The sequence below is a fragment of the Psychrobacter sp. 1044 genome, assembly GCF_904846525.1.
Lineage (GTDB): Bacteria > Pseudomonadota > Gammaproteobacteria > Pseudomonadales > Moraxellaceae > Psychrobacter.
In genome coordinates this window covers 1-5,817 of the sequence record NZ_CAJHAZ010000037.1, presented here as the reverse complement: position 1 = coordinate 5,817, position 5,817 = coordinate 1, and the positions used below count along the sequence as shown (strand labels likewise).

General features: G+C 41.6%; 8 protein-coding genes. All 8 read right to left on the bottom strand.

All coding sequences use genetic code 11. The features are described from left to right. The coding region (locus JMX82_RS13900) for a plasmid mobilization protein (protein WP_201540971.1) at window positions 1-244 on the bottom strand (244 nt) is incomplete at its 3' end. A gap of 274 nt (window positions 245-518) precedes the next feature. After that, on the bottom strand, window positions 519-836 hold the full coding sequence (locus JMX82_RS13895; protein ID WP_201540970.1) for a hypothetical protein: 318 nt from the start codon (window positions 834-836) through the stop codon (window positions 519-521). 270 nt (window positions 837-1,106) lie between these two features. Continuing rightward, the gene (locus tag JMX82_RS13890) at window positions 1,107-1,982 is read right to left on the bottom strand and encodes a replication initiation protein (RefSeq protein WP_201540969.1); all 876 of its coding nucleotides are present in this window, start codon (window positions 1,980-1,982) and stop codon (window positions 1,107-1,109) included. A 320-nt stretch (window positions 1,983-2,302) separates the two neighbouring features. Beyond that, window positions 2,303-2,626, bottom strand: coding sequence for a hypothetical protein (locus tag JMX82_RS13885; RefSeq protein WP_201540968.1), 324 nt, complete (start codon window positions 2,624-2,626; stop codon window positions 2,303-2,305). Window positions 2,627-2,738: 112 nt separating this feature from the next. Next, window positions 2,739-3,593, bottom strand: a complete 855-nt coding sequence (locus JMX82_RS13880; RefSeq protein ID WP_201540967.1) for an HNH endonuclease signature motif containing protein — start codon at window positions 3,591-3,593, stop codon at window positions 2,739-2,741. Window positions 3,594-3,819: 226 nt separating this feature from the next. Next, window positions 3,820-4,392 (bottom strand): hypothetical protein, encoded by a 573-nt coding sequence (locus tag JMX82_RS14475; protein ID WP_413786789.1) that lies wholly within the window; start codon window positions 4,390-4,392, stop codon window positions 3,820-3,822. A 3-nt stretch (window positions 4,393-4,395) separates the two neighbouring features. Next, window positions 4,396-4,950 (bottom strand): MbeB family mobilization protein, encoded by a 555-nt coding sequence (locus JMX82_RS14470; RefSeq protein WP_227676814.1) that lies wholly within the window; start codon window positions 4,948-4,950, stop codon window positions 4,396-4,398. Between the two features lie 701 nt (window positions 4,951-5,651). Next, on the bottom strand, window positions 5,652-5,807 hold the full coding sequence (gene mobC, locus JMX82_RS14465; RefSeq protein ID WP_227676809.1) for a plasmid mobilization relaxosome protein MobC: 156 nt from the start codon (window positions 5,805-5,807) through the stop codon (window positions 5,652-5,654). Window positions 5,808-5,817: the final 10 nt, after the last annotated feature.

The following is a 5,817-nucleotide window of genomic DNA, read 5'->3' as shown; positions in this document are numbered from 1 at the left end:
CTTGCCCCATGTTGGTTTGCTTGGCTATTTGATTGATGTTGATGCCAATGCGATTAATGGCTCGCACCAATTCAGGGTCGGCGCTATGTACGATTTTTTTGGTCTTAGGTTCAGGCGCGGCTACCGGCTGATCGAGTATCAATCCGCGAGCATAGGTCGACATATCATGTCTGCCTGCACGCTTTTTAATGTCTAATATCTCATCGTCAGATACTCTAATTTTTAGCCACTTTGTCCTTGCCATTTCAACCTCGATAACTGCTGTTGTTTTTACCCCTCACGGTTTTTTGTGAGGGGTTGGGGTTAAGGGGTTTCCCCTTACCGGCATGCCTTGGGTCAATAGTAACGGAGTGGATATTGTACCCACGGTATATGCTGGCTTAAAACTAACATACCGCGTAAGACAAAAGCATAATAGGAAAAGATTGTAGGGTTAAGTTAGAACAAAAATATAAGAGGCCTGAGATTAAACCTCAAGCCTCTTATTAAAAATTATGTTTTTTATAGCTAGCGTAACACTATTTACATTTCTTTTGTTCGTAAAGATTAGTCATGTTAGCACGGCGTTCTTTCGCTGCTTTTATTGCTTCATCGGTATTAGAATAGGTGCCGATCAAAGCAGGCCAGAATAATAAGCCAACAACAACGTTTTTACCAGTAACACCACGTTCAGCACGAGCCTCTGCTTCAAATTTATCTGCTTCTGATATCTCGCTTAAGATCTGTGTGCAAGATAGATTAACATCACTAACTTGCTTGGTCTGCATAACATGAGGAGTAGCACAGCCTTGCAAGAGAAGAGCGAGCATACCAATAACTAAAGCAGTCTTTTTCATAATCATCCCTAAATTGTAAAATTGAGAACTAGCAGAACAGGGCAGCAGGCCACCCAAAAGGGGAACATTTATACACAAGCTAGAAACAACAGTCAACATAAAGTTACAAGGCCCTAAGTCTAGGCAACGATAGACATTACGGACAAAACAGAAAGAGTAGCGAGAACACTAGGGCAACAGGAATAGCCTAAGCAGAGAATAAAAAGAAGCAAGCACCAGCAAAGATTGCATAAAAAAGGCTGTTATCTGATTTAGGCTTATCTGGTCTCACTATTTTTTTGATTTTTTTCTATAGTATGTAGATCTACTTATACCTAATTCTTCCCAAGGTTTTAACGTTCGCGCTGAAGTCGCTACAACCTTACGTTTAGAAACCTTGCCACCCTTACTACCTTTAAGTGCCTGACGATAAATAAACTCGTTGTAATGGTAGGAATCACGCTTCCAACAGTATTTTGCGATGCTTTTAGCTGTCGCTCTGATTTCTGAGTACGGTAACGGCTCTAAAAACATCATATTTGCGTTCTGAGCGTGTTTAAGCACGGAATGGTACCATTGCTCCCAAGTCTTGCCTCGATGCTCTCTAATCGCAGAATAGGCCCAATGGCGAACGATATCGAACAGGGAGCAGTTCCTACCAAGTCCATATTCTTTTTCTGTGCTCGTTAAGGGTCTAAGATCAACGAACTCGGCTAGGTAATTTAGCTCATAAGCTTCTTTCGTCCATACCTCAGTACGCCAATGGTCGTGCATCGGGTTTTTAGTGATGAAGTTGGTATAACCGACGTCTGCGCGAGTGGCTCTGACCAATCCTGCTTGTATCTTAGCGAGATATTCTAGAGCTTTACGGCTGCCATGCTCACTGGTACAAACAGGCGTTTTTAGCTCATAGACAATATGAGCGTGTCCGTTTTCAGGATTTTGGCTTGTCCACCGTGGCGGTGGTAGGTATTCTTCCGCCCAACGCATTGCGCCATGCTCGTGGTCAATGTCTAAGCAAATGAAGTGGGTCATGCAAGGGGGGTTGTGCTGGATGTACCGCATTTTAACGGCAGTTTGCCTAGGACGGATGACAAGAGTGCCTAAATCATCGGTGCAATAGGGCTTATGGGGGAGTGTTTCGTATATTTCCGGTAGTATTAACATCACGCACACTTGTGTTGGTGCGCCTGCTGATATAAAATGTCCGTTCGAATATGGTGGGTTTTATATCTGCTGACACAGATTAAAATTCATCTAACCCCTAGTGACGCCAATCACTGGGGGTTACTCGTTTCTAGCACTTGAGTTTACGCTCTCATTATTGTTTCGTCAATTAGCAATTTCCTCGTAAAGGCACGCCATTTAAGGCGTACATCACTCTGAAAAGTTATGCCTAGGTCATATTACGTACTTGGAGCTGAACAAAACCGCTTGGAATATTGTTTTTAATAAAACATAAAACTGAGCTAGATTTAAAAAGAAAACTAATCTTCTTCATTTTCTATTGATGAATTGCTCTTCATTAGATCGTCTAAAGAGTTATACCGCTCTTGAAATATTTGGTTGGCTTCGCTTTGAGCGCTCACTACTACCTTGTTACCTTTGACAGAAGCTTCTACTCCTATCATTTTATTAAGCGCATCTGCATATTCCTCAAGAATAACGCCCCTAACTTTAACTCTATTAGTATTTTCTCTAATTGCATCCTTTGTAATAACTAAATTAAAATCTTGATCGTTAATTTCTTGTTGCTTAATAACTTCTTCACCAATTCTGCCAACAAAATTACTATCTTTACTTCTTACCATGACGAGTCCTATTAAATAAGCCGTTGTATTAACCGTGATTGAATAATCATTCAATCAATATTCAGTAGCAATTCAATTGTATTTGAATGATGGGTTAATTACTAGTCATTTCTTAGACAAGGCTCAAGAGTTCCTTAGCTTTATCAATTAACTTCTGCACATCTTTAGGTTTATTTATAACATGCATTTTTCTATGACAGTTGGGGCAAAGTGCAACAACGTTATCTACAGAATCAGGACCACCTTCTGCTAACCATTCAACATGATGGACCTCTAGAAATGGAACTCCATTACTTTCAAAAGGCGCTAATTCATCACATAATTGACATTGTCCTACTGCCCTTCTTCGGGCGTATTCTTTGACAAATTCATTACGGTCATATTGTTTTGAGATGACTTTTCTATAGGTGTTACTAGTAGATAAAGTATGATTTAATTTAGTAGCTCTTTCAGCTAACTCGCGATTTGATAGCCTTTTAGTTTTCTTCTCTTTAATTTCTATCGTCTCATTAAGTTCATTATTTCCAATTAAAGGGAAGGACTCTGTAGTAATTGGTCTAAGAGGAAATATATAGACCTTTCTAAGCACTCCTAGCTCATCATGTTGTTTTCCCTCATACGGTTCACCATCTAGCTCGACTTCACCATTAAATCTATACAAGGATTTATAACCGTATTTTTCAAAAAAATAGACCTTAATATCATTACCTTTAGATTCATTTAAAGTTCTATTCTGAGACTTATTTAAGTCCTGATCCCCTTTTGTTCCCATACCGGTATAATGTAAAATCCCTTTCGAATCAATATGATCATCATACAAAGATTTTGTATGATCAGTTATAAGGATAAGGCAGTTCTCACGCTTGCTCCTTCTCATCCCTCCTTGATTACCACATTTAAATATACCTACAATCTCTTGATTGGTCAGCTCATCACCTATACTGATATCTTCTGGCTTCTTTTCCATATGCAAACTCACCCTATAATAAAAATATTAACTTTTAAGCATACACTAGTGGAACCAGTGTATTGGACTGCCAAACCCATCTAAAATTATTAATAGATTACTCTATTTAGAACTTAATTACGGAACCACTCTAAACCGAATTTTTGTCTTAACTATCGACCCATTCCTGGAGATCGTGACCTTGTAGGCGCTCTAGTACGCTCAAGTTCTTGCTCTTTAGCTTTGATCACTTCTCTGACTTGTCCAGCAATGTGCTTAATTCCTTCAGCTCCCTCTGTATTTCTGTCTGTGAGCCTTTGATTTTCGCTTGTGACTGCTCTATTTTGCTCTGTGCGTTCACTAATTCGCTCAATCCGTACTCCAACTTCACGGTATCGCTCTCTAATTGCGTCGTATCGCTCTCTAGATAGTCGGGCGGTGTTATCGTGCTCTGATACGTCTTCAACTGCTCTACGAGTTGAATTTGTACGTTCCCTAAAGCTAGTAACTCGCTTATCAACGTTGCTTGCGTTGTCACGTGATTTTTCCGATGCGCCATCCAACCATTGAACACGTTCGTTTGTTCTGTCATTGAAGCTTGCAACTCCTTGAACAACGTTGGTAAGCGTTCTAACTCTTGCGTCTTCGTCTGTGCCAATTTGTTCAATGAGGCGGTTAATTCCGCTATATCTTGATCTTTCTTGTCGAGCATCTGCTCCATGTATTGCTCTTGGTCGTCTAGCATCTGCTCTTGGCGTTTGATCGTGTCCTGCTGTGCTTGTAGGGCTTTCTGTACTTGCTCTAGTAGTCTCTTGTCCATGACTTACCTCTGCCCGTAGTTGATGGGGGGCTGCTGTGTCTGCGATTGTGGCTGCGATTTTTGAATGATATAAGTCGGCTTCGAGAACTTGTTGACCAGCATTGCTCCTATCATCATGCCGAATATCATTACGGTGATTGCGACGATACTGGTGACTATTATCCATTTTCTCATTTCTGACTTGATGACCTTCGCTATCCGGTCTTCTCGCTGCTCTATCAGTTGCGCTATATGCTGTGTGTAGGCTTCTATCGTCTTCTCTATGTCTTTTGCGAACTGGTTTAAATGATTGGTGGTATGGGCTTGGACGTTGCTCATATAAGTTTCGAGGGCTGTACTCATATCGGTTTGATGCTTTGCTAACGTCGTGAGCAACTGCTCGTTGCTCGTGTCTAGGCTGTCCATGCCTTGCTTGATGATAGTCTCGCTTTCTTGTAATTTCGCTGTCATAAAGCTGTTTAGCTGCGTCGTAGCGTTCTCGACTTCCTGCTCGATAACTTTCGCTTGCTGCTGTGACTTCGCTTTGAACTTCTCTGCTAAATTTAAAGCCTCGCTCATATAGTCCGCCTGTTAGCCTGATATTTCGTTTTGCTGTGGGATCTGGGTTTTTGATACTGATTGCTTTGTCTGTCTCTCGTGCGATCTCAAAGCCACCATCTTTTAGGGCTTGAACAACACCCTCACGATTGGTTATCGCACCCTCAATAATTAATGCATGTAAGCCCTCAGTAATGGCTTGCCTAGTGTCTTTAATATCCCTTGGTAAGTTGTCACGCTGCGCCATTAATCGCTTGTTGGCGGGATCGCTGGGGTCAGTAAATCCATGCTCAATGTTCTGCATGTCTTTCCATGCGTTGACACGGCGTTTATCCACGTTATGAACATAGGGCTGAAAGGCGCGGCCATGTTCTAAATCAACATTGGCAAAGACAAAGTTCAGCTCTAATCTGCCTTTGTCTCTGTGTTCTATCCAGCTAACACTTACTCTATCAACGTCTAGCCCTGCTCGAATGGTTTGCTCAAAGCCGTCCATTAAAGCGTTTTTTTGTTCTTGGGTGACTTGGTTGGCTGTCTCAGTAAACGATAAGCAGCCACTGGTATATTTTTGCTTGAAGTCGAGGCTATCAATGAGCAAAGCTTGATTGTCTACGTCACCTCTCAATATTTCGGCTCCAATACGTTTGCCGTCGGGCTGCTCTTTGTCTTTGAGCAAATAATCAAATACGCCTTTGCTGCCACCTGTGCCATTAGTGAAGAATTTAACGATCATCGGGCACGCTCGATGCTAGTGCTTTGTCTAGCGTGGTCTGCAACTCAAGTAAGGCGATCAATACGGCGTTACCGACTTCTTGCCCCATGTTGGTTTGCTTGGCTATTTGATTGATGTTGATGCCAATGCGATTAATGGCTCGCACCAATTCAGGG

Coding starts and splice junctions, on each gene's coding strand:
- JMX82_RS13895 (WP_201540970.1), bottom strand. CDS start 836: ATGAAAAAGACTGCTTTAGTTATTGGTATGCTCGCTCTTCTCTTGCAA.
- JMX82_RS13890 (WP_201540969.1), bottom strand. CDS start 1,982: ATGTTAATACTACCGGAAATATACGAAACACTCCCCCATAAGCCCTAT.
- JMX82_RS13885 (WP_201540968.1), bottom strand. CDS start 2,626: ATGGTAAGAAGTAAAGATAGTAATTTTGTTGGCAGAATTGGTGAAGAA.
- JMX82_RS13880 (WP_201540967.1), bottom strand. CDS start 3,593: ATGGAAAAGAAGCCAGAAGATATCAGTATAGGTGATGAGCTGACCAAT.
- JMX82_RS14475 (WP_413786789.1), bottom strand. CDS start 4,392: ATGGACAAGAGACTACTAGAGCAAGTACAGAAAGCCCTACAAGCACAG.
- JMX82_RS14470 (WP_227676814.1), bottom strand. CDS start 4,950: ATGAGCGAGGCTTTAAATTTAGCAGAGAAGTTCAAAGCGAAGTCACAG.